This window comes from Nocardia sp. NPDC056000, from assembly GCF_042269265.1.
Lineage (GTDB): Bacteria > Actinomycetota > Actinomycetes > Mycobacteriales > Mycobacteriaceae > Nocardia.
Genome location: NZ_JBHJXS010000008.1, coordinates 462,822 through 485,796 on the forward strand (window position 1 = coordinate 462,822; position 22,975 = coordinate 485,796).

General features: G+C 67.5%; 26 protein-coding genes. 15 read left to right on the top strand and 11 right to left on the bottom strand.

Annotated features, from left to right (window positions below):
• Nucleotides 1-42 precede the first annotated feature (42 nt).
• From ACFC4D_RS25120 to purH, 3 genes are all read left to right on the top strand, one after another.
• Nucleotides 43-1,524, top strand: a complete 1,482-nt coding sequence (locus ACFC4D_RS25120) for a DUF6350 family protein (protein ID WP_376066939.1) — start codon at nucleotides 43-45, stop codon at nucleotides 1,522-1,524.
• Nucleotides 1,525-1,588: 64 nt separating this feature from the next.
• Nucleotides 1,589-2,242 (top strand): phosphoribosylglycinamide formyltransferase, encoded by a 654-nt coding sequence (gene purN, locus ACFC4D_RS25125; protein ID WP_364642977.1) that lies wholly within the window; start codon nucleotides 1,589-1,591, stop codon nucleotides 2,240-2,242.
• A complete protein-coding gene (purH, locus tag ACFC4D_RS25130; protein WP_376066942.1) occupies nucleotides 2,239-3,825 on the top strand; it encodes a bifunctional phosphoribosylaminoimidazolecarboxamide formyltransferase/IMP cyclohydrolase in 1,587 nt (528 codons plus the stop codon). The genes purN and purH overlap by 4 nt, the downstream gene beginning before the upstream one ends.
• 97 nt (nucleotides 3,826-3,922) lie before the next feature.
• On the opposite strand, the gene ACFC4D_RS25135 is transcribed toward purH, so the two are convergent.
• The gene (locus ACFC4D_RS25135) at nucleotides 3,923-4,384 is read right to left on the bottom strand and encodes a hypothetical protein (protein WP_375964671.1); all 462 of its coding nucleotides are present in this window, start codon (nucleotides 4,382-4,384) and stop codon (nucleotides 3,923-3,925) included.
• Between the two features lie 205 nt (nucleotides 4,385-4,589).
• On the opposite strand from ACFC4D_RS25135, the gene ACFC4D_RS25140 reads away from it, so the two are divergent.
• Nucleotides 4,590-5,153 carry a LysM peptidoglycan-binding domain-containing protein gene (locus ACFC4D_RS25140; protein ID WP_375964674.1) on the top strand — a complete coding sequence of 188 codons (564 nt, stop codon included), beginning with the start codon at nucleotides 4,590-4,592 and terminating at the stop codon, nucleotides 5,151-5,153.
• Nucleotides 5,154-5,317: 164 nt separating this feature from the next.
• On the opposite strand, the gene rpsR is transcribed toward ACFC4D_RS25140, so the two are convergent.
• The 4 genes from rpsR to rpmB are packed head-to-tail and all read right to left on the bottom strand — an operon-like array spanning nucleotide 5,318 to nucleotide 6,331.
• Nucleotides 5,318-5,572 (bottom strand): 30S ribosomal protein S18, encoded by a 255-nt coding sequence (rpsR, locus tag ACFC4D_RS25145; protein ID WP_354985278.1) that lies wholly within the window; start codon nucleotides 5,570-5,572, stop codon nucleotides 5,318-5,320.
• Nucleotides 5,573-5,606: 34 nt separating this feature from the next.
• Complete coding sequence (gene rpsN, locus ACFC4D_RS25150; protein ID WP_375964677.1) at nucleotides 5,607-5,912, bottom strand: 30S ribosomal protein S14; 306 nt, start codon at nucleotides 5,910-5,912, stop codon at nucleotides 5,607-5,609.
• Nucleotide 5,913: 1 nt separating this feature from the next.
• A complete protein-coding gene (gene rpmG, locus ACFC4D_RS25155) occupies nucleotides 5,914-6,084 on the bottom strand; it encodes a 50S ribosomal protein L33 (RefSeq protein WP_364642403.1) in 171 nt (56 codons plus the stop codon).
• A gap of 10 nt (nucleotides 6,085-6,094) precedes the next feature.
• Nucleotides 6,095-6,331 carry a 50S ribosomal protein L28 gene (rpmB, locus tag ACFC4D_RS25160; protein ID WP_364642400.1) on the bottom strand — a complete coding sequence of 79 codons (237 nt, stop codon included), beginning with the start codon at nucleotides 6,329-6,331 and terminating at the stop codon, nucleotides 6,095-6,097.
• 101 nt (nucleotides 6,332-6,432) lie between these two features.
• Between rpmB and mrf the strand changes: the two genes are divergently transcribed.
• Genes mrf through rpmF form a run of 3 tightly spaced genes read left to right on the top strand, consistent with a single transcriptional unit; the run spans nucleotide 6,433 to nucleotide 8,213 of the window.
• Nucleotides 6,433-7,755 (top strand): ribosome hibernation factor-recruiting GTPase MRF, encoded by a 1,323-nt coding sequence (mrf, locus tag ACFC4D_RS25165; protein WP_376066945.1) that lies wholly within the window; start codon nucleotides 6,433-6,435, stop codon nucleotides 7,753-7,755.
• Between the two features lie 4 nt (nucleotides 7,756-7,759).
• On the top strand, nucleotides 7,760-8,038 hold the full coding sequence (locus ACFC4D_RS25170; RefSeq protein WP_364642393.1) for a type B 50S ribosomal protein L31: 279 nt from the start codon (nucleotides 7,760-7,762) through the stop codon (nucleotides 8,036-8,038).
• Nucleotide 8,039: 1 nt separating this feature from the next.
• Nucleotides 8,040-8,213 (top strand): 50S ribosomal protein L32, encoded by a 174-nt coding sequence (gene rpmF, locus ACFC4D_RS25175; protein WP_364642390.1) that lies wholly within the window; start codon nucleotides 8,040-8,042, stop codon nucleotides 8,211-8,213.
• A gap of 210 nt (nucleotides 8,214-8,423) precedes the next feature.
• On the opposite strand, the gene ACFC4D_RS25180 is transcribed toward rpmF, so the two are convergent.
• Complete coding sequence (locus ACFC4D_RS25180) at nucleotides 8,424-9,425, bottom strand: DUF1906 domain-containing protein (protein WP_364642387.1); 1,002 nt, start codon at nucleotides 9,423-9,425, stop codon at nucleotides 8,424-8,426.
• Nucleotides 9,426-9,605: 180 nt separating this feature from the next.
• Between ACFC4D_RS25180 and ACFC4D_RS25185 the strand changes: the two genes are divergently transcribed.
• The gene (locus ACFC4D_RS25185; protein WP_376066947.1) at nucleotides 9,606-10,412 is read left to right on the top strand and encodes a VOC family protein; all 807 of its coding nucleotides are present in this window, start codon (nucleotides 9,606-9,608) and stop codon (nucleotides 10,410-10,412) included.
• 99 nt (nucleotides 10,413-10,511) lie between these two features.
• On the opposite strand, the gene ACFC4D_RS25190 is transcribed toward ACFC4D_RS25185, so the two are convergent.
• From ACFC4D_RS25190 to ACFC4D_RS25210, 5 genes are read right to left on the bottom strand one after another with little or no spacing between them, the layout of a single operon-like run.
• Nucleotides 10,512-11,330: a hypothetical protein gene (locus tag ACFC4D_RS25190; RefSeq protein ID WP_364642381.1), complete on the bottom strand. Its 819-nt coding sequence runs from the start codon at nucleotides 11,328-11,330 to the stop codon at nucleotides 10,512-10,514.
• A gap of 48 nt (nucleotides 11,331-11,378) precedes the next feature.
• Nucleotides 11,379-12,095, bottom strand: coding sequence for an ATP/GTP-binding protein (locus ACFC4D_RS25195; protein ID WP_364642378.1), 717 nt, complete (start codon nucleotides 12,093-12,095; stop codon nucleotides 11,379-11,381).
• Nucleotides 12,076-12,453: a DUF742 domain-containing protein gene (locus tag ACFC4D_RS25200; protein ID WP_364642375.1), complete on the bottom strand. Its 378-nt coding sequence runs from the start codon at nucleotides 12,451-12,453 to the stop codon at nucleotides 12,076-12,078. Before ACFC4D_RS25200 ends, ACFC4D_RS25195 begins: the two co-directional genes overlap by 20 nt.
• A gap of 10 nt (nucleotides 12,454-12,463) precedes the next feature.
• Nucleotides 12,464-12,871: a roadblock/LC7 domain-containing protein gene (locus ACFC4D_RS25205; RefSeq protein WP_364642372.1), complete on the bottom strand. Its 408-nt coding sequence runs from the start codon at nucleotides 12,869-12,871 to the stop codon at nucleotides 12,464-12,466.
• Nucleotides 12,868-15,888, bottom strand: a complete 3,021-nt coding sequence (locus tag ACFC4D_RS25210) for an ATP-binding protein (RefSeq protein WP_376066950.1) — start codon at nucleotides 15,886-15,888, stop codon at nucleotides 12,868-12,870. The genes ACFC4D_RS25205 and ACFC4D_RS25210 overlap by 4 nt, the downstream gene beginning before the upstream one ends.
• 302 nt (nucleotides 15,889-16,190) lie before the next feature.
• On the opposite strand from ACFC4D_RS25210, the gene ACFC4D_RS25215 reads away from it, so the two are divergent.
• The 7 genes from ACFC4D_RS25215 to ACFC4D_RS25245 all read left to right on the top strand — a co-directional run bounded on the left by ACFC4D_RS25215 (nucleotide 16,191) and on the right by ACFC4D_RS25245 (nucleotide 22,905).
• A complete protein-coding gene (locus ACFC4D_RS25215; protein WP_364642975.1) occupies nucleotides 16,191-16,883 on the top strand; it encodes a response regulator transcription factor in 693 nt (230 codons plus the stop codon).
• Between the two features lie 74 nt (nucleotides 16,884-16,957).
• Entirely contained in the window at nucleotides 16,958-18,343 is a 1,386-nt protein-coding gene (locus tag ACFC4D_RS25220; RefSeq protein ID WP_364642973.1) for a HAMP domain-containing sensor histidine kinase, read from the top strand.
• Between the two features lie 721 nt (nucleotides 18,344-19,064).
• The gene (locus ACFC4D_RS25225; protein ID WP_376066980.1) at nucleotides 19,065-20,294 is read left to right on the top strand and encodes a S1C family serine protease; all 1,230 of its coding nucleotides are present in this window, start codon (nucleotides 19,065-19,067) and stop codon (nucleotides 20,292-20,294) included.
• 140 nt (nucleotides 20,295-20,434) lie between these two features.
• Entirely contained in the window at nucleotides 20,435-20,929 is a 495-nt protein-coding gene (locus ACFC4D_RS25230; RefSeq protein ID WP_364642969.1) for a MogA/MoaB family molybdenum cofactor biosynthesis protein, read from the top strand.
• Nucleotides 20,926-21,168 (top strand): hypothetical protein, encoded by a 243-nt coding sequence (locus ACFC4D_RS25235; RefSeq protein ID WP_375964694.1) that lies wholly within the window; start codon nucleotides 20,926-20,928, stop codon nucleotides 21,166-21,168. The genes ACFC4D_RS25230 and ACFC4D_RS25235 overlap by 4 nt, the downstream gene beginning before the upstream one ends.
• Nucleotides 21,169-21,485: 317 nt before the next feature.
• The gene (locus ACFC4D_RS25240; protein ID WP_364642362.1) at nucleotides 21,486-22,166 is read left to right on the top strand and encodes an MspA family porin; all 681 of its coding nucleotides are present in this window, start codon (nucleotides 21,486-21,488) and stop codon (nucleotides 22,164-22,166) included.
• Between the two features lie 61 nt (nucleotides 22,167-22,227).
• Nucleotides 22,228-22,905 carry an MspA family porin gene (locus tag ACFC4D_RS25245; protein ID WP_364642358.1) on the top strand — a complete coding sequence of 226 codons (678 nt, stop codon included), beginning with the start codon at nucleotides 22,228-22,230 and terminating at the stop codon, nucleotides 22,903-22,905.
• The last annotated feature ends 70 nt before the right edge of the window (nucleotides 22,906-22,975 follow it).

Sequence of the window (22,975 nt, forward strand, 5' to 3'; positions counted from 1 at the left end):
GGCTGGTTTTCCATGAGTGCGCCGAGAACTACCCTGGCTCGGGTGACCGATGAGGATGTGCGGAAAATGCCGCGGGGTCCGGTCTCGGTGGGCGGGGGCGGATTCGGGTCGCTCACACCGGAGCGGGCCCGGGTGTTGTTCATGGTGGCGGCGCGCGCGTCCGGCATCACACTGCTGATTATTTTCGCGCTGGTGTTCGGGACGCTGCTGGCCGCGGGGAGCGGGCTGTCGGGGGCTTCGGGGGCGATTTCGGCGAGCTGGCTTGCGGTGCATCAGGTTCCGCTGACCATCGGCCGCACCACGATCGGACTGTGGCCGCTGCTGCCGACCGGGCTGATCCTGTGGCTGGTGGCCCGCGATTGCGCGAAGGCGGCCGATCACTGTGCGGCCGAGGGGGATTGCACGCCGGTGGATCTGGCCTGGATCGCGGGTGCAGCGGTGGGCGGGCCGCTGCTGGTGACCGCGGTCTGTCTGGCGGTCGCCGATGACGCGTCCGCGGTGGTGGCATTGCAGCCGCCGCATACGCTGGTCGCGTTCGCCTGGGTGATCGCCCTGCACCTGCTGGCCGCGGTCGCCGGAGTGGGGGTGCGGCACTGGCGTGATTTCGCCGAACTGCTGCCGATTCCCCTGCCGCAGTGGCTGGTTCCGGGCGTGCGGGCCGGAATGCGCGCGGTCTGGCGGCTGCTGCTGGTGGCCGCCGCGCTCACGGTGCTGTCGTTCCTGCTGCACTGGTCGCGGATCGGCGATACCTATCACACGGCCGGAAATATCGCGGGCGCACTGGGTTTGACGCTGGTATCGCTGGCGTATCTGCCGAACGCGCTGGTGGACGCGGTGAGCGTGCTGCTCGGCGGTGAGGTGCACATCGGTGCGGGTTCGCTGAGCCTGTTCGGCATCGAGGGCGCGCCGGTTCCGGCGGTGCCGCTGATGGCGGCCGTGCCGTCGGGTCCGGTGGCGGCCTGGTGGCTGGTCTTCCTCATCGCTCCGGCCGCCGTCGGCGTGCTCGGTGGCCTGGATTGCGGCCGCACCACCGGTGATCGCCCCACCGCGCCCTGGGCGACCCTCACCTCCGCGGGTGTGGCGGCGCTGCTGCTCACGCTGCTCGGCGGTATCGCGGGCGGTGAGCTGGGCACCTTCGGCTGGATCGGCCCCAATGTGTGGATCGCGGCGATCCTGGCCTTCGTCTGGTTCGCCCTCGCCGGGTATATCGGCATGCTCGCGGCGCGCTGGTTCGCGCCCGCCCCGGCGGTCGAATACGACTACGACGATACGGAATACGACGTCCGATACGAGGACGCGGACTACGGCTACGCCGACGACTACTACGCGGACGACGAGTACGAGGACGACTACTACGACGATGACGATCCGGGTCACGTGGTCGAGGTCGACGGCGAACTGCTCGACGAACCCTTCGCGCTCGACGAGGAATCGCCGCGCGAATCGGACGAGAACTCCGACATCGTCGACGCCGAAGTGGTAGAGGGAGACCTGCCGGACCACCCGGGAGTGGACGGTCGTTAGGCTCTAAGGCGGCGGAGCGCATTCCGCCTTTCCCTTTCCGCCCGATACCCCAGGGAGTAGTGCGCTGAGTTCCACGCCCGCCCAGCTGCTACCGCCGACCGCGCCCGCGACCGTCGTCGTGCTCGCCTCCGGCACCGGTTCACTGCTGCGTTCGCTGCTCGAAGCCACTCGGGAGCCGGGCTATCCGGCCCGGGTCGTGGCCGTCGGCGTGGATCGCGATTGCGCCGCCACCGACCACGCCGAGGAGTTCGACATCTCGGCCTTCGCGGTGGAGCTCGCCGATTTTCCCGATCGTGCCGCCTGGGATTTCGCGCTGACCCAGATCGTCGACGCGTTCCAGCCGGATCTGGTGGTGTCCGCGGGGTTCATGAAGATCCTGGGCCCGCAGTTCATGGCGCGCTTCGCCGGCCGGATCATCAATACCCATCCCGCGCTGCTGCCCGCTTTCCCGGGCGCGCACGGGGTGCGGGACGCGCTGGCCTACGGGGTCAAGGTCACCGGTTCGACCGTGCACCTGGTCGATTCGGGTGTGGACACCGGGCCGATTCTCGCGCAGGAGGCGGTCGCGGTGCTGCCGGATGACGATGAGGCGACCCTGCACGAGCGCATCAAGGTTGTGGAGCGACGGCTGCTGGCGGAGACCGTCGCCGCCGTCGCGATCCGAGGCATTGTCTCCGATGGACGAAAGGCAGTTATCCCAGATGAGGTTCTCCGGTGAGTGAACGTAAGCCGATTCAGCGGGCCCTGGTCAGCGTCTACGACAAGACCGGCCTGATCGAACTGGCCACCGGCCTGCACGCCGCGGGCGTGGAGCTGGTGTCGACCGGTTCGACCGCGAGCAAGATCGCCGACGCGGGCATCCCGGTCACCAAAGTCGAAGACCTGACCGGTTTTCCGGAGACCCTGGACGGTCGCGTCAAGACCCTGCACCCGCGCGTGCACGCGGGCATCCTGGCCGACACCCGCAAGGATGAGCACCTCGATCAGCTCGTCGAACTCGGTGTCGAGGCGTTCCAGCTGGTCGTGGTGAACCTGTACCCGTTCACTCAGACCGTGGCCAGTGGCGCGAGCATCGACGAATCGGTCGAGCAGATCGATATCGGCGGGCCGTCCATGGTGCGCGCCGCCGCCAAGAACCATCCGTCCGTCGCGGTGGTCGTGGACACCGGCGAGTACGACAGCGTGCTCAAGGCCGTGCAGGGCGGCGGTTTCACCTTCGCCGAGCGAACCGCGCTGGCCGCCAAGGCTTTCCAGCACACCGCCACCTACGATGTGGCCGTGGCCGGCTGGATGACCAGCGTCGCGGTTCCGGCCGCCGAGGCCGCCGACGGCGTGGAAACCGATGCGTCGCAGCGCTTCCCGGCCTGGGTCGGCGCGACCTGGACTCGTGATTCGGTGCTGCGTTACGGCGAGAACCCGCATCAGGGTGCCGCGCTGTACACCAGCGAAGCCGGTGCGCGGGGGCTGGCGCAGGCGACGCAGTTGCACGGCAAGGAGATGTCGTACAACAACTACACCGATGCCGATGCCGCCTGGCGGGCCGCGTACGACTTCGAACTGCCCGCGGTCGCGGTCATCAAGCACGCCAATCCCTGTGGCGTGGCGGTGGCTTCGGATATCGCCGAGGCGCATCGCAAGGCACATGCCACCGATCCGGTCAGCGCGTACGGCGGCGTCATCGCGGCCAACCGCGAGGTGAGCGTGGAGATGGCCGAGCAGGTCGCGGAGATCTTCACCGAGGTCATCGTCGCGCCCGGGTACGCCAACGGCGCGGTGGAAGTGTTGCAGCGCAAGAAGAATGTGCGCGTGCTCGTCGCCACCCCCGCCCAGCGCAAGGGTGTGGAATTGCGTCCGGTCAGCGGCGGACTGCTGCTGCAGGACCGCGATATCCTCGACGCCGAGGGCGACAGCGCGGCCAACTGGACGCTCGCCGCCGGTGAGGCCGCCGATGCCGCGACCCTCGCCGATCTCGAATTCGCTTGGCGGGCTTGCCGTTCGGTGAAGTCGAACGCGATCCTGCTGGCGCACGACGGTGCGGCCGTCGGTGTGGGCATGGGTCAGGTCAACCGGGTCGACTCCTGCAAGCTGGCCGTGGATCGTGCCGGTGAGCGCGCGCAGGGTGCGGTGGCCGCGTCCGACGCGTTCTTCCCGTTCTCGGACGGTCCGCAGATCCTGGTGGAGGCGGGCGTGCGCGCCATCGTGCACCCGGGTGGGTCCATCCGCGACAAGGACACCATCGAGCTGTGCCGCGAGGCCGGTGTCACGCTGTACCTCACGGGTTCGCGTCACTTCGCGCACTGAGCGAAAGCCCTGCGGGAGTAAGGAATTTCGGAGCCGGTTGCGGATCGTGAGAGCGATTCGCAACCGGCTCCGTACTTTTGGCGGTATCGGTGTGTAACTACTTGGCGCTGACCACGTTTCGATCACCGATCGGGGACTTCAACGGAAGTTCCAGGCTGCCGAAGACGGCGATCATGGTGCACATGCGGCCCACCGCGTCCGGCCGGGTGCCCGAACGCAGCGCGATGCTCACCGTCTTATCCGTCTCGGTGACGGTGGCGTCGACGCCGTAGCATTCGGGGGAGCCGGTGGTGAAGTTGACCGCGATCCGGTCGGGGGCGACGCGGGTCCAGCTGTCGAAGGACAGCGGATGCGGGTTCACGATGCCGGGATCGGCGGTGAAGGCACGGCCTAGTTGACCCTGCGGCGCTTCGGTGGGGGCGGGATCCGCACTGGTGGTGGTGCTGCTGACTTGCGTTCGGTCGCCGGTCTTTTCGGTATCGCCGCAGGCGGCGACGGCCAGGCTGAGCAGCGCGGCGAGAGCGGTGGCGGTGAGGCGGCGGCCTCGGGTCCCGTACATGCGGACCACCCTAACGGTCCGACCGGTCGGGGCGGATATGACGCCATAGCGAACTCCTAGCGACAGTGAGCCAAATTATCCGGGGACTCGGCGCGTAATCCGCACCCGGACCGGGGCGGGAGCAGTAACCTCGGTAGGAGATGTGCGAATGCACTTACGCGCCATCGAATTATCTGTAGCTCTCCCCCTCCGGAAAGGACGCACCGTGGGCGACGCATTGAAGGTTGGCGAAGAACTTGGTCTCGGAGACTCGCTCAAGGGCGGCGCATATTCTCTGACTCTGCAGAATGACGGCAACCTCGTGTTGACCGATCCGAGCGGCAAGGTCGAATGGGCCTCCGCCACCAATGGCCAGGACGTCACGCGCGCGGCGCTGCAGGCGGACGGCAATTTCGTGCTCTACAAGGGTGACGGCAGCGCCGCCTGGTCCACCGAGACCAACGGCAAGTCCGTGGACCGTCTCGTGGTTCAGCCGGACCGCAACGTGGTCATCTACGGCGACGGCGGCCCCGTGTGGTCCACCGAGACCAACACCGACAACCCGATCGCCGCTCCGGTCGAAGAGGTCGTCACCCAGGCCGCGGCCGTCGAAGAGGTGCCCCCGCCGCCGCCGGCCGCCCAGACCTACACGGTCGAGTCCGGTGACACCCTGTGGGCGATCGCCGAGCGCTTCTACGGCGACGGCAACCGCTACCAGCAGATCGCCGACGCCAACGGCATCCCCAACCCCGACGCCATCAACGTCGGCCAGGTCCTGACCATCCCGTAACTCCGGGACACCCAGAACTGTCAGAGGCCCCCGAGTGCTTGCACTCGGGGGCCTCGTCATTCTCCGAGCCATTCTGAGCCGTTCCGAGCCGTTCCGAGACAAATGTGCCCCCGATGCGTAAGCATCGGGGGCACAGGAGTTTTCGTCCCTCGGTGCGAGCTGCGTCAGCGGCTCGTGAAAGGCAGCAGGGCCATTTCGCGGGCGTTCTTCACGGCGATGGCGACCTGGCGCTGCTGTTGCGGGGTCAGGCCGGTTACGCGGCGGCTGCGGATCTTGCCGCGGTCGGAGATGAAGGTGCGGAGCAGGTTCACGTCCTTGTAGTCGACGTATTCGACGCCGGCTGCGATGAGTGGGTTCTTCTTGGGCTTGCGGCCCTGCTCGGCGCGGACCTTCTTCGACGGTGCTCGCTTCACTGCCATGTCAGCGGTTCCTTCTCACGAGATCTGTGGGTGCCTACCAGCTCGATTTGTGTACACCGGGTAATTCTCCGCGGTGAGCCATCTCGCGGACACGTATTCGCGAGAGGCCGAACTTTCGAAGATGACCACGCGGGCGTCCGTCCGCGGCGTCCCGATTGCGCAATCGTACCGGACTGGCATCGCGGGGCAGCCGCGCGAGGGCGGTCTGCGCGGCGGCCCGATTCTCCGCTGACGTGGTGGGTTTGCGGATGAGCTCCTTGAGTTCCGCGCGCCGTTCCGCGTAGCGCGCGACAATCCGTTTGCGCTCTTCGTTTTTCATGATTTTCGACTTCTTGGCCATATCAGCGGCCTTCCTTGAAGTCGACGTGCCTGCGTACGACGGGATCGTATTTGCGCAGGGTCATGCGGTCCGGGTTATTGCGCCGGTTCTTGCGGGTGACGTAGGTGTACCCGGTTCCGGCGGTGGATACGAGTTTGATGATCGGCCGGAGTTCGGTCGATTTCGATGCCATCTGCTGCTCCTCAGATCTTCTGGCCGCCGGCGCGCAGCCGGGCGACGACCGCTTCGATGCCGTCGCGGTCGATGGTCTTGATGCCCTTGGCGGAGACGTTCAGCGTGATGCGCCGGTCCTCGCTGGGCAGGTAGTAGGTCTTGCGCTGGATATTGGGGTTCCAGCGCCGGTTGGTCCGGGTGTGCGAGTGCGATACGGACTTGCCGAATCCGGGCTTGCGTCCGGTGACCTGGCAGATTGCCGACATGAGCACCCCTTCCTGCAGATGACAATCGTTTTCGACAACGGGTTTATTCCAATGTACGCTGAGGCATCTGTAAATGAAAATCGTTGTCGAAAGGGGTTCCGGTGGACGACCGAACACCCGTGCTGGTCATTGCGGGCCTGCCCGGCCGCGCGGCCGAGGGCGTACAGCGCGCCGCGCGGCGGCTGGGCGCCGAACCCGGCACCGTCGTGGTCCGGCACGACCTGTCCGAACTCCACGAGGGCGTGGTGCGCCGCACCGCGTATCTGAACGGCCGCGTGGACGCGACCGTGCTCGAACTCGCGCACGGCTGCGTCTCCTGCACGCTGCGCGCGGATCTGCTGCCGTATCTGTGCCTACTGGCACAACGGGATTCGGTGCGCCGCATCGTGCTCGCCCTGGATCCGGCCTTCGAGGCGGAGGCGGTCTGCCAGGCCATTCGCGATGTGGTGGTGAGCGGAGTGCCGGGCCGGGTGGACGGTCCGGCGGGGCACAGCGTGCGCATCGAGGCGGTGCTCACCTGCCTGGACGCCCGCGACTGGCTGACCGATGCCACCGGTGACGACACCCTCGCCGAACGCGGTCACGCCACCGCCGAGGACGATCGCACCATGGCCCAGCTGGCCGTGGGCCAGGTCGAATTCGCCGACGCGCTACTGGGTTTCGACGGCGGCGCGGATCCGGACGAGCGCATGCGCACCGCCGCGGTGCTGGCCCGGCTGGCCCCGCGCGCGCCGATCGCCTGGCTGGACGAACCCGCCTCGCTCGGGCAGCACGCGCCGTCCGAAATGCTGCGCGCCGACGCGCTTTTCGGCCTGCTGGACCGGATTCCATCCGATGCCCGGCGCGGCGCGCCCTTCGATCCGCACGCGAGCCTGCTGCGTGGTGAACCTCCGCTGGAGCCGGATTGCGGTGTGGCACTGCTGGAATTCGACACCGACCGCCCCTTCCATCCGGACCGCCTGCATTCGGCGATCGACGCACTGCTCGAGGGAGTGGTGAGCGCGCGCGGCCGGGTGTGGCTCGCCACCCAGCCCGACGAGGTGGTGTGGCTGGAGTCCGCCGGTGGCGGCCTGCGCATCGGCGGGGCCGGAAAATGGCTGGCCGCAATGACTTCCGCGGAGTTGGACGAGCTCGCGCAGGCCGATCCGGAGCGGCACATGATGGCCTCGCTGCGCTGGGACGAGCATTTCGGCGATCGGCATTCGTCGCTGGTGATCCTGGTGCACGACGCCGATGCCGAGGAGATCCGGCATGCACTGCACTGGGCGCTGGTCGACGAGGACGAACTGCGGCAGGTGCGTTTCGCTCCCGAGCGGGTGGCGCTGTGGCACGACCCGTTCGGTGATCAGCACGAGGATCCCTGCGACACAACCGTATCCACGCCGGGCACCGGTGACGCCGGTTCCCGCACGAACGAAAGGTGAGGCGATGAAAGCGGGAATCCATCCCGATTACCATCCGGTGGTCTTCGAGGACGCCGGTACCGGAAAGCGTTTCCTGACCCGCTCGACCGCGACGTCGGCACGCACCATCGAATGGGAGGACGGCAATTCCTATCCGCTCATGGTGGTCGACGTGACCTCGGATTCGCATCCGTTCTGGACGGGTTCACATCGAGTCCTCGATACCGCGGGCCGCGTGGAGAAGTTCGAACGCCGCTATGGCAAACGCGTGCGCGGCAATTCCATCGTGCAAGAGGAGAATTGACATGGCGGTTCCGAAGCGGCGGATGTCGCGATCGAATACCCGCAGTCGGCGTTCGCAGTGGAAAGCGACCGCGCCGGATCTGATTCCGGTCACGGTGGGCGGTGTGGAGTATCGGATTCCGCGCAGGCTGGCGCGTGCGGTGCAGCTCGGCCTGCTGGATCCGGCCGATCTCTGATCGAGGTTGCGGATCGGGGCGGTGTCGCCGACGCCGGACCTTATCGGCGTGTTCCAAAAAGTCTTCTCAAAGTTGTGAATCCGTGGCCTGGCGACGGTATTCTCGGGGCCGAGGGCGGGTTCTTCTGACTACAGAAGAACCCGCTCATCGCCACTTTCGGGGGTGTTTACCCGCATTGCGCACCGGATAAATTCCGACAAATCAGCCAATTCACTTGTCCACTGCGGCAATGGGACTCGCCGATTCGGTGGATTGTCCGTTCTTGGGCGAATCGCCCCATCCGGGTAGCGGCAGATCCGGCAGTAACTGCTCGAGCCGCCCCAGTCCGTCGGCCAGTACCGTCGCGGGTCCTTCGATGAGCGAGAACGGGAACGGCCAGTGATGTCCGGAGAGCCGGGCCACCTCGGCGGCCAGCTCCGCGGTGGTGGCCTCCAGATCGCTGACCTCCGTGCGCAGTTCGTCGATCTTCGTCAGCGCGGCGGCGAGTCCGTCCACCACGGTGCGATGGTTGCCCGCGGCATCGTCGCCGAGCTGCGGCCAGCCCGCGAGACCCGGACCGCGCAGCTGGGTCTGGATGTCCCGGAGTATTTCGTCCTGTTCGGGAGTCAAGTCCTGTTCCTCCGATTCGAAATCCCATTGGCCGAAATCCGCGTAGTCGGTTTCGTTCACATCGCATTCGACGCCGTCCACCACGACCTGCCTGCCGGTCTGGAACAGCTGGGCGCGCGGCTCGCGATTGCTTCCGGACCAGGCGATGGTCTGCCAGGCCCAGGTCGCGATGCCCGCGTCCAGCGCCCGGCTCACCGGCCAATAGCCGCCGTAGATACCGACATTCGCGCGCCCGAGCACCGAGGCCGCGCCGTCGAGATAGGCGTTGATCGGCTCCTGCTGCGGCGGCGTGGCGTCGAAATCTGCGGAGAAGTAGATGGGCCGGTCCGGCCGCCCGCCGCAGCGCAGCACCCGCGCCAGCGCCGCGCGCGCGTCGGTGACGCCCGCGCCGTAGCCGTCCAGCATGCGGGCCGCCGTGGTCTCCCAGTTGGACACGATCGAAACACCGTGCGCGCGTAGATCGTCCGCTTCGGCGGGGGTGAGGATCTTGCCGGGCAGGGATGGCCCGCCCTCGGAGAGGTAGCGGACCACGAAGTCGAAACCGGCCGCCCGGATCGCGCTCGCGGCGGGGCGGCCTGCGGCGTAATCCAGCCCGAAACGCATGACACCCACTGTAATTCGCCGTGCGCGCGGACCGCGCGGCATTCCCGAAGTCGATCTGTCCGACCTGGTGAACTCCGTGAATTTGTCGCCCTGCGGTGGTTGACTGGACCCGGCTGTGTGATCGGCGTCACTACAACCGCTATTGATTACTTTGCAGTACTTCAGAAACGGAGATGACCGATGCCTGTACGCGAGGAGGCGTGGCCCCCGGGCACGCCGTGCTGGGTCGACTGCCAGGTCGACGATCCGGCCAAGGCCGGTGAGTTCTACGCGGCGCTGTTCGACTGGGACGTTCAGGGCGGCGGGGAGGACACCGGGGGATATCTGATGGCATTCCGCGACGGGCAGCCCGTCACGGGCATCGGACCCAAACCCGAAGCGGGCGTGCCCTCGGTGTGGACCACCTATTTCGCGGTACTGGACGCCGATGCCAGTGCCGAGGCGGTCACCGCGGCGGGCGGGCGCATGCTGGTGCCGCCCTTCGATGTGATGGAGTTCGGCCGCATGTTCGTCGCCGCGGATAACGCGGGCGCACCGTTCGCGGTGTGGGAGGCGCGGGCGCACAACGGCGCGGCCGTGCACAGCGAACACGGTGCGTACACCTGGAACGATCTGCACACCGGCGACTACGACGCGGCGAAGGCGTTCTACGCCAGCGTCTTCGGATTCACCTGCGCCGAATTCGACGATGCCACCATGCGTTACGCGACGCTGGTGCCGCCGGGCCGCACCGATCCGGTGGGCGGCATCAACGACGACACCGCCAACGGCGCCGCGCCCGAACAGCCCTACTGGCTCACCTGGTTCCAGTTCGACGGCCTGGACGACGGCCTGCGGCGTGCTGCGGAATTGGGCGCGACGGTGCTGATGCCCGCCCAGGACGGCCCGTTCGGCCGCATGGCGGTGCTGGCCGCACCGCAGGGCGAGCTGTTCGCCCTGCTCGATCCGAGCCGGATGACGGGGGAACCGCCCGCGATCAAGAACTGAGCCGAACCGGCCGATAGCCGAGCCGAATCGGCAACGGTCCGAAAGACATCGGGGCCGGTACCGCGACTGCGGTACCGGCCCCGAGACGTTTTCGGTGAATCAGCGCACGGATGTCTTGACGCGCCCGGACTTCCGTGACGACACCGCCAGCGACGCGCTGTGCGTGAGGTCGGGTTCGGCCGGTGCGGGCGCCTGCCGGGCCTCGCGGCGATCGGGCGCGACCAGGATCGCGGTGATCGGAATCGCCAGGGACAGTGAGCCGATGATGAAGAACGGCACGAAGAAGTTGAACAGCTCGTCACCCTCGGGAATCGCCGCCGTGGGGTCCACGTGCACCTGGAGTCCGGTGAGCCCGGCGTAGTGCATACCGGTCACCATGACCGCGTAGGCCAGCGATCCGGCCATCAGCACCGGAACCGTGCGGGCCCACAGGCTGAACCACATCATCAGCGCGGACAGCACCCCGGCGATCACGTACACCGCGACGACCGACACCAGGCTGCGCTCGGTGGTGCCCTGCACCCGGATGGCCGAGAGCAGCAGCAGGTGCACGGTGCCGAGCCCGCCCGCCATGATCAGCGCGCCGGCCACCAGCCGCAGCCAGTTCAGGTTCTTACCGGCGACCACCAGGCCGACGAAGACGGTCAGCCCGGACAGCGCCGAGAACAGCGTGGTCATGGTGGTGTCGTAGCGCAGCGTGGTGCCCTTGACCCCGAACCCGAGCATCGAGACGAAGACCGAAAGGGCAACGCCGACACCGCCGATGGAGCTGGCGGCCACGAACAGCCAGAGCAGCCGGAAGCGGGTCGTCACCGATTTGGTGGATTGCCGGATGCACGCGAGACCGCATGACACCCCGGCAAGAGACACGATCAGCGCCAGGCCGATCACCCAGTAGCCCATCGAGAAGTAGATCACCCAGAAACCCCTGCCTGCCTTCGTATCTCCCGTGCGTGCGGCGAATGTCTAGCCGCGCCGGGCGGTTTCGCGCTGTGCGTTCATGAGTCGTTCGATGGCGTACTCGGTGACCGCCGCCAGCGACCGCCGCACCTCGCCCGGATCGCGGGCGTCGATATCGACGATCGGCACGCCCTCGCGCACGCTGAGCGCCTCGCGCAATTCGGCGACCGGGAAGCGCGGTGCGTCCGGGAAGCGGTTGACGGCGATCAGGAAGGGCAGCTTCTTGGCCTCGAAGAAGTCGACGGCGGCGAAACTGTCCTCGATGCGGCGGGTGTCGACCAGCACCACCGCGCCGATGGCGCCCTTGATGAGGTCGTCCCACATGAACCAGAAGCGGCGCTGGCCGGGCGTACCGAACAGGTACAGCACCAGATTGCCGGGCAGGATGATGCGCCCGAAATCCATGGCCACCGTGGTGGTTTCCTTACCGGGCGTGGCGGCGAGGTCGTCGACCCCGTCGGACATGCCGGTCACCATCGCCTCGGTGCGGAGCGGAACGATTTCCGAGACCGCGCCGACGAAGGTGGTCTTGCCCGCGCCGAAGCCGCCGGCCACCACGATCTTGGTGGAGGCCACGGTCCGGTACTCCTCGCCCGGGCGAGGCGGGTACTGCTGCGCTACAGCCGGATTCGCGTACTGCTGACCCGGATACTGGGGCCCACCGCTGGGGTACTGCGGTGCGCCCCCGTTGTAGCTCCCGCCGTCAAAGGGCGCGGAGTCCATGCAGTGTCCTCTCCATCAAAGAACGGCGCTCGTCGTAGGTCGCCTGGTCGCTCAGGGTCGAATGCACGCGCAGGGTCCCGGCGACGACGAGATCACCGATCACGACCCGGATCATGCCCAGTGGCCGCTGCAGGTGCGCCGCGATCTCGGCGACCGACAGGCGTGCGGTACCCATACGCAGGATCTCGGTGCGGATGTCACCGGCGGGCCAGTCGAAATGGGCGGTGTAGGAAAGTGTTTCGACGACCGCCTCGAGCGGCAGGTCCACTGCCGGTTCGGTGCGGCCGGAGGTCAGCGCGTACGGGCGGACCCTGCTGGTCGGACGAGACCCGCCCACGCCCCCGTTTGAAGTTGTCATCGGCGGCTCATCAGGCAGTTCGGGCAGTGGCCTGCACCACCGACCCGACCCGGTCGACCAGCAGCGCCATCTCGTAGCCGATGCGGCCGATGTCGTGCTGCTTATTGGCCAGCACCGCCAGGTGCGAACCATTGCCGACGCTCATCACGAGTAGATAGCCGCGTTGCATCTCCACGATGGACTGCATCACCTTGCCGCCGTCGAAAAGCTGTGCGGCACCGGCCGACAGGCTCGCCAGACCGGCGGTGACCGCGGCCAGCTGTTCGCCCCGATCGCTCGGCAGGTGCGGGCTGGTCGCCTGCAGCAGGCCGTCGGCGGAGACCAGGACGGCGTGCGAGACGCCCGGCACCTCCCGGGTGAAACGGGTGACCAACCAGTTCAGGTTCTCATCGGTGGTGGTGCGCTGGGAGTCGGTCATACATGCCCTCCGTCTGTGTACTGCGAGTCTGCGCGTCCCGAACGGACGCCGCTGAGGTGCCGGGTCAAGCTGGAACGGATCTCCTCCGGATTGCGCGCGCCCGCCTCGTCCTCCTGCGCCACCGCACCGGGCACCAGTTGTGCGCCGGGCCGGCGGATGGGCAGTCCGCCCTGGGTGCGGGAGCTGCTGGTCGGATTGGCGGCCTCCTCGGCCGCGGCCCAGCCTGCGTCCGAACTGGAGGACCATTCCGCGGCCGCATCCTGGCCGCCGCCCGCCGGTTCCACCAGCCACTCGGACACCATGCGCTGGTAGATCGGGCTACCGGACATGGCGTTCTCGCGCTGCTGGGGTGCGGGCGCGGGTGCGGCACCACGCTGCGGCAGCGAAGCGGGAGCGGCGCCGTTGCCGCTGCCGAATCCGCCGTTGAAGCCGGTATCGCCGGTGCCGAAACCGTTGTCGCCCGGGCCGTTACCGTCGCCGTCGGCGGGTGCTCCGCCATTGCCGTTGGCGGCGTTGCCGTTTCCGTTACCGCTGTTACCGCGAGCGTCGTCGCCGGTCAGGCCATTGGCACCGACCGGATTCGGGAAGCCGTTCGCGGGTGTGCTCGGCGCGTTGTCACCGGATGCGCCCTCGTCGTTCCCGAAGGCGCTGTAACCGTTCGCGAAGAAACTCCCGGTATCGCCGCTGTTGTCCGCGCCGTACCCGTACCCGTTGCCCGCGCTGACCGGCGGGAGCGGTTCGGGTGACCGCTGTTCCTGCGGCCGCTGTATCTCGTGCTGTCCGGTATCGCCCCAGAAGTCCACCGGCGGCGGGGTGTTCGGCCCCACGACGCTGTAGGCGGCGGTCGGCGCACCGGCGGCATCGGCGAACGCGTCGACGAAGTTATCGGTGAACGGCTGATCGCCGGTGTAAACGGGCTGTTCACCGGTATCGGAACCCGGTGTCTTGCGTTGCGGCAGACCGGAACTGGTGACCCCGAAGCGGCCGGTGGTGACGACCTCCGGCGGATTGGGCACCGGCATCAGCCGCGGCGGGGTGACCACCGGTTGCGGCGCGGACGCGGGTGCGTGCGCCAGCGGGGGTACCGCGGCGATCGCGGCCGGAGCCACCGGCATCGCGCCGGTCGCCGGGAACTGCCCGGTGCTGTTGTCATTGCGTTCGGGCGCGGGCGAGACCAGCGTGCCCGGCAGGTGCACGCTGGCGGTGATGCCCGGCTGCTGCACCATGGCCGAGGTGCGGCGCAGGCTCACGGTGATGTTGTGCCGCTTGGCCAGTCGGCCGACGACGAACAGGCCCATGCGGCGCGCGGTCTCGACATTGACCTCACCACCGGAGGCGAGCCGGTCGTTGATGGACTGCAGGTCCTCGGCATTCATGCCCAGGCCCCGGTCGGTGATCTCGATGAGGTAGCCCCCGTCCACGGCGCGCGCCACCGACACCGCCACCGGAGTGGACGGCGGTGAATAGCGCAGCGCGTTGTCGATCAACTCGGCCAGCAGATGCTCGATATCGACCGCGGGCTCACCGGCGACGATGCCGTCGGGCACGGTGCCGATCTCGGCGCGCTGGTAATCCTCCACCTGCGAGACCGAGGACCACAGCATGTCGGACAGCGGCACCGGCGCGAGATGGCCACGGCGCAGCGCGGTTCCGGCCAGCACCAGCAGGTTGTCGCCGTTACGGCGCATGCGGGTGGCGAGGTGATCGAGGCGGAACAGCGATTGCAGGCGTTCGGAGTCGTCCTCGTCGCGTTCCAATTCCTCGATCAGCGTGAGCTGCTGTTCCACGAGGGATTGGCTACGGCGGGACAGGGTCTCGAACATATTGCCGATCTGCAGGCGCAAACGCGCCTGTTCGGCGGCCAGGTGCAGCGCCTGGGTGTGGATATCGTCGACGGCTCGGGCGAGCTGTCCGATCTCCTCGGTGGTGTTGACATCGACCGGGGTGATCTCGGGGGTGACGCCACCGGCGCGCACCACCTCGAGTTCCTGCGGCAGGTCGATGTGCGCCACCTGCAACGCGTCTCGCCGCAGGCGGCGGACCGGCACGACCAGCGAGCGCGCCACGATCAGCGCGAGCGCGAGGCCCGCCAGCAGCATGCCGATAACGATCGAGGTATCGCGGAGCACGGTATTGCGCGCGTCGGTGGTGAGCTGGCCCAGCTTGGCGTCCAGCTTCGCGCCGATGCCCTGGCCCTCACGGGTGTACAGGTCCTGGCTGGTCTTGATGGAGTCGACCATGGCCGGGATGGCGGCCGGATCGGGCGCCCCCGAGGACAGGATGCCGATACGCATACCGGCGGCGTCCTTGAGCCCGTTGTAGTTCTCCGCCGCGTCCGGGACCAGGCCCTTGTAGACCTCGACCATGGTGATCTCGGCGCCGATCGCGGTGAGCAGCCGGACCTTCATGGCCTCATTGGTGCCGATACCCGGCGTGGCCAGCATGAGGCGTTCCTGGGTGAGCAGGCGGCTGGCGGTCATGACCGTGCCCTGCATCAGGAAGAGTTGCTGCACACGCAGATCCGAGAGCGTCTGCGAGGTGGTGAGCGCGGCCTGCACCTTGTTGGAGACGGCCTGCGACTGATCCGCCACCGACTGTGGCGAGCTGGTGTGCAGGCTGTTGCGCATATTCTTGGCGGCGCTGATCGAATCGGTCAGCCCCTGGGTGACATTGGCCTCCACCTTCGAGGAGCGGAGCAGTGTCTCCAGATCGGCGACCGCCTGATCGAACCGGCCGATGGCATTGTCCAGCACCGGGTTCGCGTCGGGGTTGCCCCAGCCCGCGATGGCCTGGACGGCGAGTTCCTGTGTGGCGGACTCGAATTTGGTTGATGGGCCCATTACGGCGGCCTGTTCCGTACCGGCGCTGAGGTTGTTGATCGTTTGCAGCTCGGAGTTGATGCGCAGGACCGCGAAGGTCGACGCGAGCAACACCGGGAGCACCAGAACGATGCCGACCTTGCGTGTGACGGGCCAGTTGGACAGGCTCAATTGCCAGGACCGGGGTGTCGCTTCCATCCCGCTTCCGTCGCCTCCGCTTTCACGAGTGACCCCCAGGTCGTATGCGGTTGTATGGCGTAGGGGTCGAACCCCGCGCGGAACCAACTAGAGGTCTTCTTTTCCGGCCTGCAACATACCGCGCGGGCTGTGTAACGGCAATTCGAGGAACTCGCCATACACGACTCCGAATACAGCCGCGCGCAACGCCTTTCGAATACCTTTACCCCGAGGCAATTAAAACGCGCTGGTCACCAGGCGATCCCGCCCGGCGTGTCGAAGTGGCCCTTCTCAGTCGCCTCTCAGTCGCTGTGGGCAGACTGGTGTTCATGCGCATTCTGGTAGTCGACGACGACCGCGCGGTCCGGGAATCGCTGCGCCGCTCGCTGACCTTCAACGGGTACACCGTCGACCTCGCCGTCGACGGTCTCGACGCACTGGAGAAGACCACCAGCCAGCGGCCGGACGCCCTGGTCCTGGACGTGATGATGCCCCGCATGGACGGGCTCGAGGTCTGCCGCCGACTGCGCAGCACCGGCGACGATCTGCCCATTCTGGTACTCACGGCACGGGATTCGGTCTCCGAGCGGGTGGCCGGACTGGACGCGGGCGCCGACGACTATCTGCCCAAACCGTTCGCGCTGGAAGAGTTGCTGGCGCGACTACGCGCACTGCTGCGGCGCACCACGGTCGATCAGGGCGAGGTCTCCGAGACCATGACCTTCGCCGATCTGTCGCTGGATCCGGTCACCCGCGAAGTACTGCGCGGAGAACGCCCTATCAGCCTGACCCGCACCGAATTCTCACTGCTGGAAATGTTGATGGCGAATCCGCGCCGGGTGCTCACCCGCAGTCGCATTCTCGAAGAGGTATGGGGTTACGACTTTCCCACCTCCGGGAACGCGCTCGAGGTGTACATCGGATATCTGCGCCGTAAAACCGAGGCCGAAGGTGAGCCGCGACTCATCCACACCGTGCGTGGCGTCGGCTACGTACTGCGCGAGACCCCGCCGTAGGGGATCGGGTCGTGGGTAGAACTGTTCCCAGGCGGCCGGTGGTCGCCGGGCTCGCGAAGTCGCCGGAACCCGATATGCGTCCGCCGATGCCGCTCACGCGTTCGGTGTCACTGCGCTGGCGGGTGACGCTGCTGGCCGCCTCGGTGGTGGCGGTCGCGGTGGCCTTCACCTCCATCGCGGCCTACGCCATGGTGGCCCGTTCGCTGTACGCGGATGTGGATTCGCAGCTCAAGGCGCGCGCCTCGCTGATGATCGACAACAACTTCGATTCGCTCGGATTCCAGTCGATCGTGCTGGCCGGGCTGTACTCCAACGACGTCGGGGTGGCGCTGATCTTCCCGGATCTGTCGCCGTACGTGCCGCCGCAGACCACCAATCCGCCTGTGGGCAAACAGGAATTGGCCGTCGCGCGCGGGGAGATCGCCTTCTCGCTGCGCACCGTCGACAATCAGCGGGTACTGGCGCGGCGCACGCATTCCGGTTCCACGCTGGTGGTTTCGCAGCGCCTGCAACCGACCCGCGAGGTGCTCGATCGACTGGCCTGGCTGCTGTTCGTGGTCGGCGGCTGCGGCGTCATGCTGGCGGCGGCGGCCGGAACCGCGGTGGGGCGCACCGGTTTGCGGCCCATCGCGCGTTTGACCGCGGCCACCGAACGCGTCGCCAGAACCGACGATCTCACGCCGATTCCGGTAACCGGTGATGATGAACTCGCCAGGCTCACCGAGAGTTTCAACACAATGCTGCGCGCACTCACCGAATCCCGGGAACGGCAGCGCAGATTGGTGGCCGACGCCGGACATGAGCTGAAAACGCCACTGACGTCTTTGCGCACCAATATGGAATTGCTGATCGCCTCCTCGCGTCCGGGCGCACCGCGCATTCCGGATGAGGACATGGCCGAGTTGCGCTCGGATGTGATGGCGCAGATCGAGGAATTGTCCACGCTGGTCGGCGATCTGGTCGATCTCGCTCGCGAGGACGCCCCGGAAACGGTCTACGAACAGGTCGATATCGGCGATGTGGTGGGCCGCGCGCTGGAACGGGTGCGCCGCCGCCGCAGCGGTATCGAATTCGAGGCGTCGCTGCGCCCCTGGTTCGTCTACGGCTATGAGGCCGGACTCGAACGCGCCATTCTCAATGTGCTCGACAATGCGGCCAAATGGAGTCCGGCGGGCGGTGCGGTGCGGGTGTCCATGCACGAGAACGGGCGCGGACTGCTCGAACTCACCGTGGACGACGCCGGACCGGGCATTCCGCCCAATGAACGCGATCTGGTGTTCGAGCGCTTCTACCGCACCACCGCCTCGCGGTCCATGCCCGGCTCCGGCCTGGGCCTGGCCATCGTGAAACAGGTGGTGACCAAGCACGGCGGCACCATCACGATCGACAGTTCCGACCGCGGCGGCGCGTTGATCCGTATCGTTCTACCCGGTGAGGGCACGCCCTTCGCGGGCACCTGACCGTCTCGAGCTACTTCGCACCGAAAGCTCCGGAAAAAGCCAGCGCGATCTCAGTCCGCTCTCAGTCGTCACCGCCACGCTTGGCTACGAGACTCGAGGAGAAACGAGAAACATGACCGAGGATTCGAAGCGGGAGCCCGAAGCCACTTCCGGCCCCGCAGCCGCGCAGCCCGATACCGGCGCTGCCGCGCAGTCGCCCGCCACCTCCGGCGTCCCCGCGACCCCGGCTCATGGTGCAACACCCGGCGCCGCTCCCGGCGCCCATCCCGACTTCGGTGTCGATTCGACGCCCGCGGGCGGTAGCGCGCCCGCCGCGGGGACCGATCGTCCCGCACAACCCGCGCCCGGCTATTCGAGCCCGTGGAGCCAATCCGCCGGTGCCGCAGCGACTCCCGCGTCCGGCGGCACGCCGCCGCAGGGCCCGCGCACCGAGGCGTTCGACGGCTTCGGCGGCGGTGGTCCGACCGGGCAGATCCTGGAAGGCAATGCGGCACAGCAGGGTTCGTGGCAGCACGGCCAGGGTCAGAGCAATCCGTACGGCGCTCCCGCGGGCTACGGTCCTGCGGGACAGCAGGGTTCGGCTCCCGGACAGTCCGGCCCGGGCACCGGCGCGCATTCGTACGGCGCGACGGAACAGCTTCCGGCCGCCGGGACCGAGCAGTTGCCGGTCGGGCCGTACGGCCGGGCGTACGCGGCGTCGGGGGCCGGGTACGCCCAGGGCATGAGCGGCGCGCCGCAGCACACCGAGCCGATGTTCGGTGGCCCCGGCGGTCCCGGTGGTCCGGGCCAGCCGCCGCACGGCCCGGGCTACCCGGGTGATCCGGGCGCGCCCGCGCCCAAGCGGTCCGGTCGCGCCGGACTGGTGGCGGGCGCGGTGGTGCTCGCACTGGTGAGCGGCGGTATCGGCGGTACGGTCGGCGCGCTGGCCACCCGCGACAACAATGGCGGTACCTCGCTCACCAACGCGCTGGACGCACCCAAGCCGAATGTGAGCACGGTGGCCAACGCCCCGGCCGGTTCGGTGCAGGCGGTGGCGCAGAAGGTGCTGCCTAGCGTGGTCATGATCCGGGTCGCGGGCGCCAAGGCCGAGGGCGAGGGCTCCGGCGTGGTGCTATCCACCGACGGTTTGATCCTCACCAACAATCACGTGGTCAGCGGTGCGGGCCCGAACGCCAAGATGGATGTGGCGTTCAGCGACGGCAGCACCGCCCCGGCGCAGCTGGTGGGCGCGGATCCGGTCTCGGATCTCGCGGTCGTCCGGGTGCCGAACAAGCAGGGGCTCAAGCCGATCGAACTCGGCGCCTCGGGCAATCTGCAGGTCGGTGAGTCGGTGGTGGCGATCGGTTCACCGCTCGGCCTGGCGGGCACGGTGACCACCGGCATCGTCTCCTCGCTGAACCGGCCGGTGTCGACCAGCGGTGAGGCCAATTCGCAGGGCACCGTCATCGACGCCATTCAGACCGATGCGGCCATCAACCCGGGCAATTCCGGTGGTGCGCTGGTGGATATGAACGGCAAGCTGATCGGCATCAACACCGCCATCGCCACGCTCGGGGTGTCCGAGGCCGCGGGTGGGCAGAGCGGTTCCATCGGGCTCGGTTTCGCGATTCCGGTGGATCAGGCCCGCCGGGTGGCCGATGAGCTGATCAAGAACGGCAAGGCCACCTACGCCCAGATCGGCGTGAAGGTGCGCGCACAGGACGACGTCAACGGGGCGCGCGTACTGGAGGTGACCCCGGACGGCCCGGCCGCCAAGGCGGGACTGCCGAACAACGCGGTCGTCACCAAACTCGATGACCAGGTGATCGATTCGGGCAACGCCCTGATCGCCGCGGTGCGCTCGCACCGTCCGGGCGACAAGGTCAAGGTGACCTTCACCGATGACCAGGGCAACAATGCGAAAACCGTCGAGGTGACCCTCGGCGAGGCGGCGGCGGAAGGCGGTCGATGATGCGACAGGACAGTAGCGGAACTCCGATGCCGGAGATCCGGGTGACCGCGGACGGCGGCTGGGAGCTGTTGTCGGACAACGGCACTGTGTTCCCGGGCGCAGCCGCCGGGCTGTCGGGTCCAGGCGCTACGGTTAGCACCATGGAAATCGATGCCGCTGTGGCGGGCCGTGCTCTTGTCGTGGTCGTCGACGACCGAACCGCTCATGGCGGCGTGGACTCCTTCGGGCCGCTGGTCACCGAACTGCTCACCGAGGCGGGCTTCCTGGTGGACGCCTCGATCTCGGTGCAGGCCGATGAGGTCGAGATCCGCAATGCGCTCAATACCGCGGTCATCGGCGGCGTCGATCTGGTGATCTCGGTCGGCGGCACCGGTATGTCCCCGCGCGATGTCACCCCCGAGGCCACCGAGGAGGTGCTGGACCGGGTGCTCCCCGGTATCAGCGAGGCGCTGCGCGCGTCCGGTCTGGCCTCGGGTTCACTGGACGCGGGCCTGTCCCGCGGGCTGGCGGGCGTTTCGGGTTCGACCCTGGTGGTGAATCTGCCGGGTTCGCGGGCCGCGATTCGCGACGGTATGGCCACGCTCGGTCCGCTCGCGAGCCGGGTTATCGATGAATTGTCCGGTCTGTCGGAATGATTTCCGAATCCCCGGATTCCACCCCTTCGGATTCCACACAGGATTCCTCGGACGAACCCCGCCCGGCCGCGCGCCGGGCGGGGTCTCGCCGTTTATCGGCCGCGGACGCGGCCAAACTCGCGGCCATCTTCGGCGAGACATTGCCCGCCACCACCTCCGATGAGCGCACCCCCGAACCGGATTCGAATCGGTCCGGCGATGACTGGTTGCGTTCCCAGGTGCCTCCGCATCACGGCTGAATTCCCGGCCGAATTCACTGAGCGCGCTCACTCTCGAGTGTGGTCACCATCGCAGCCGCGTGTCAGGTTCGCGGCATTCCCCCCGCTCGGCGGCGGATCTCACATTCATGCCTATTCATCGCTGTATTCGCATGTTCATCACACTGTTGCCAAATAGTTGCAGATGTGGCTATCGTCTCGCTCGGGTCGATATCGATACGTGTCCAAAGGGTTTGAGCAGACTGCTTGAAATTTGCTCACTGGGAGTTGGATGCGGCGGCGACCACATCGGCTCCGGTGGTCGGAGCTGAACGCGAGACAACCTGATGAGGGAACGAATGAGCGAGAACCGCACCAGCGGTATCCGTCGCGCCGTCCGCTTCGCGGGCATCGGCGCAGCCGCCTCGGTGGCGCTCGGTCTGATGTCGACCGGCGCCGCCAATGCCGATACCTTCGTACCGTTGCCGGACGGTCAGAAGGTCGCTCCCGGTGGAGCAGTCACCATCACCCGCACGGGTGAGCATGCCGTCATCTCACCGTCGCTGGCCGCCAATGGCGCGGGCCGCGTGGTCTGGGTGTCGGGCAATGCCGTCGCCGATGTGGCCGAGACGCCGGAAGGCACCGTCGGCCCGAACAACGGCGCGGCCAATCTGCCGGGCTCGAACAACTCCTCCACCCATGGTGCCTCGCACCTGGCCACCGGCTACATCGTCGGCTGCCAGGTCGATATCGCGAGCAATGCGATCTCCGCGGGCGTTTCGGGCGGGGTCAACCTCAGCGGTGGCAGCCTCGGCGCCTCGGTCGGCCTGAACCTCGGCCCCGGCGAGGTCAAGTTCGTCGAGATCGACAGCAAGGACATCCTGAAGGCCGGCCACTACTCGGTCGAGTACCAGGACGCCCAGATCCAGGTCAACGGCTGCGCGGGCTATGCCCAGGCGCGGGCGTACACCGTGGTCGAGGTCATCGGTGACCACTACTCCAAGACCACCCTCTACGGGCAGCCGTTCAGCCTCGGCTGAGCCGCCCGGACATCCAATTCATTACTCGCGTAAGCGAATTCGACCCTAGAGGGATAATGCGATGAACATCCGCAAGACTTTGGCACGGGCGGCCGGTATCGGCGCCGTCGCCACCGCCGCGCTCGGCCTGTTCTCCACCGGCGCGGCCAATGCCGACACCTTCGTTCCGCTGCCGGGTGGCGAACTCACCAAGACCCTGTCCGATGGCACTGTCGTGACCGTGCGCATGGTCGGCGAATCGGCCAATATCAGCCCGTCCATGGGCAGCACCCCGGTGCACCGCAACGCCTGGGTTTCGGGCAGTGCGCAGGTGCAGCTGTCGGGTGACACCACCGCCGTCGGCGGCAAGATCTTCCCCGGTTACGTGGTGGGTTGCCAGGTCGACATCTCCGGTGGCGGCGCCACCGGTGGCGCGACCGGCGGCGCCGACTTCTCCGGCAATATCGACCAGGGCGGCACCGGCGTCACCAGCGGCGGCAACCTGACCCTCGGCCCCGGCCAGACCCGGTCGTTCTACGTGCTGGACCTGGAGCAGGCCGATGATTTCGGCAGCGAACAGCACAAGGTTCGCAATGCGTTCAAGGGTTCCAACGGTTCGGTCACCTGGGCCGACGAGACCATCGGCCTGACCGGTTGCGGCGGTTACGCCCAGGCCCGCTCCTTCGTGAGCGTCGAGGTCGAGACCGACAATGTGATCACCTGGGTGACCCTGTGGGGTCAGCCCTTCAGCCTCGGCTGATTCGTTCCGCCCTGCGGAAACCTAAGGGGCCCGGCGCTTTTAGCGCCGGGCCCCTTTTGCTATCCCTAGC

Excerpts from the sequence above, each read along its gene's own strand:
- ACFC4D_RS25135 (WP_375964671.1), bottom strand. The coding sequence starts at position 4,384 with ATGTACGGGACCCGAGGCCGCCGCCTCACCGCCACCGCTCTCGCCGCG.
- rpsR (WP_354985278.1), bottom strand. The coding sequence starts at position 5,572 with ATGGCAGTGAAGCGAGCACCGTCGAAGAAGGTCCGCGCCGAGCAGGGC.
- rpsN (WP_375964677.1), bottom strand. The coding sequence starts at position 5,912 with ATGGCCAAGAAGTCGAAAATCATGAAAAACGAAGAGCGCAAACGGATT.
- rpmG (WP_364642403.1), bottom strand. The coding sequence starts at position 6,084 with ATGGCATCGAAATCGACCGAACTCCGGCCGATCATCAAACTCGTATCC.
- rpmB (WP_364642400.1), bottom strand. The coding sequence starts at position 6,331 with ATGTCGGCAATCTGCCAGGTCACCGGACGCAAGCCCGGATTCGGCAAG.
- ACFC4D_RS25170 (WP_364642393.1), top strand. The coding sequence starts at position 7,760 with ATGAAAGCGGGAATCCATCCCGATTACCATCCGGTGGTCTTCGAGGAC.
- rpmF (WP_364642390.1), top strand. The coding sequence starts at position 8,040 with ATGGCGGTTCCGAAGCGGCGGATGTCGCGATCGAATACCCGCAGTCGG.
- ACFC4D_RS25180 (WP_364642387.1), bottom strand. The coding sequence starts at position 9,425 with ATGCGTTTCGGGCTGGATTACGCCGCAGGCCGCCCCGCCGCGAGCGCG.
- ACFC4D_RS25185 (WP_376066947.1), top strand. The coding sequence starts at position 9,606 with ATGCCTGTACGCGAGGAGGCGTGGCCCCCGGGCACGCCGTGCTGGGTC.
- ACFC4D_RS25195 (WP_364642378.1), bottom strand. The coding sequence starts at position 12,095 with ATGGACTCCGCGCCCTTTGACGGCGGGAGCTACAACGGGGGCGCACCG.
- ACFC4D_RS25200 (WP_364642375.1), bottom strand. The coding sequence starts at position 12,453 with ATGACAACTTCAAACGGGGGCGTGGGCGGGTCTCGTCCGACCAGCAGG.
- ACFC4D_RS25205 (WP_364642372.1), bottom strand. The coding sequence starts at position 12,871 with ATGACCGACTCCCAGCGCACCACCACCGATGAGAACCTGAACTGGTTG.
- ACFC4D_RS25210 (WP_376066950.1), bottom strand. The coding sequence starts at position 15,888 with ATGGAAGCGACACCCCGGTCCTGGCAATTGAGCCTGTCCAACTGGCCC.
- ACFC4D_RS25220 (WP_364642973.1), top strand. The coding sequence starts at position 16,958 with ATGCGTCCGCCGATGCCGCTCACGCGTTCGGTGTCACTGCGCTGGCGG.
- ACFC4D_RS25225 (WP_376066980.1), top strand. The coding sequence starts at position 19,065 with ATGAGCGGCGCGCCGCAGCACACCGAGCCGATGTTCGGTGGCCCCGGC.
- ACFC4D_RS25230 (WP_364642969.1), top strand. The coding sequence starts at position 20,435 with ATGGAAATCGATGCCGCTGTGGCGGGCCGTGCTCTTGTCGTGGTCGTC.
- ACFC4D_RS25235 (WP_375964694.1), top strand. The coding sequence starts at position 20,926 with ATGATTTCCGAATCCCCGGATTCCACCCCTTCGGATTCCACACAGGAT.
- ACFC4D_RS25240 (WP_364642362.1), top strand. The coding sequence starts at position 21,486 with ATGAGCGAGAACCGCACCAGCGGTATCCGTCGCGCCGTCCGCTTCGCG.
- ACFC4D_RS25245 (WP_364642358.1), top strand. The coding sequence starts at position 22,228 with ATGAACATCCGCAAGACTTTGGCACGGGCGGCCGGTATCGGCGCCGTC.